General features: G+C 48.0%; 1 protein-coding gene. It reads left to right on the top strand.

The genetic code is table 11. The features are described 5' to 3' along the window. The coding region (locus EAO36_RS08330) for a PBECR3 domain-containing polyvalent protein (protein WP_459562065.1) at nt 1-741 on the top strand (741 nt) is incomplete at both ends.

Consider the following 741-nt stretch of genomic DNA (forward strand, 5'->3'; position numbering starts at 1 on the left):
TAGAGAGCTAGAGGGGGGCTTACCTCCAGATGACCCACCCCCTTCAGGAGGAGGGGGAATATCCCCAAACCCCCATTTGGGGGATAGTGGGGGTAAAGGCAAACCCCCTAGGGGCAATGACGCGCATACGGGCAAAGAGGGCGATGGCGCAGATGGGGGGAAATCAGGGAATGGGGGTGGAGATGGGGAACTTATTAGCCAAACCACGCCCACACGCAAAGCCACCAAGGAGGACTTAACAGAGGAATTTTTAGAGGAGGTCAAAAGACGCAAGAATGATAAGGTTTGGGTGGGGGATTTAACAAACCCCCAAATTATCCAACATCTAGGCTTTGACCCCAATAAGCCGATTAAAATGTTATTTGATGGGGACGCTTTAACGCACATTGAAAAAAGACATGGAGAGGGGAGTCCTTTAGTTGAAAGTAGCGGGCAACCAGCGGTCAAATTGGAAGATATCCAAAACTACCCCGACATTGTGAATCATGCGGATTTGATGAGGGTAGAGGACACGCCTAAGGGCAAGTATCTTTTAGTCGGCAAGCAAATTAACGGGTATATGGCAGTGGTGGAGGTGATAGGCACAAAAAACAACCAATTAACCTTAAAAACGATGTACAAAGAACATGGGAAACTAGAGAATGCAAAGGAATTTAAAAAGTCCATCGGTAACCACGATGTGGCGGATTCACGCCCGTTAAATACGGGTGATTCCTTAGATACCGCTATGGACTTGGGCAA

The organism is Helicobacter mehlei, from assembly GCF_003660265.1.
GTDB classification, from domain to species: domain Bacteria; phylum Campylobacterota; class Campylobacteria; order Campylobacterales; family Helicobacteraceae; genus Helicobacter; species Helicobacter mehlei.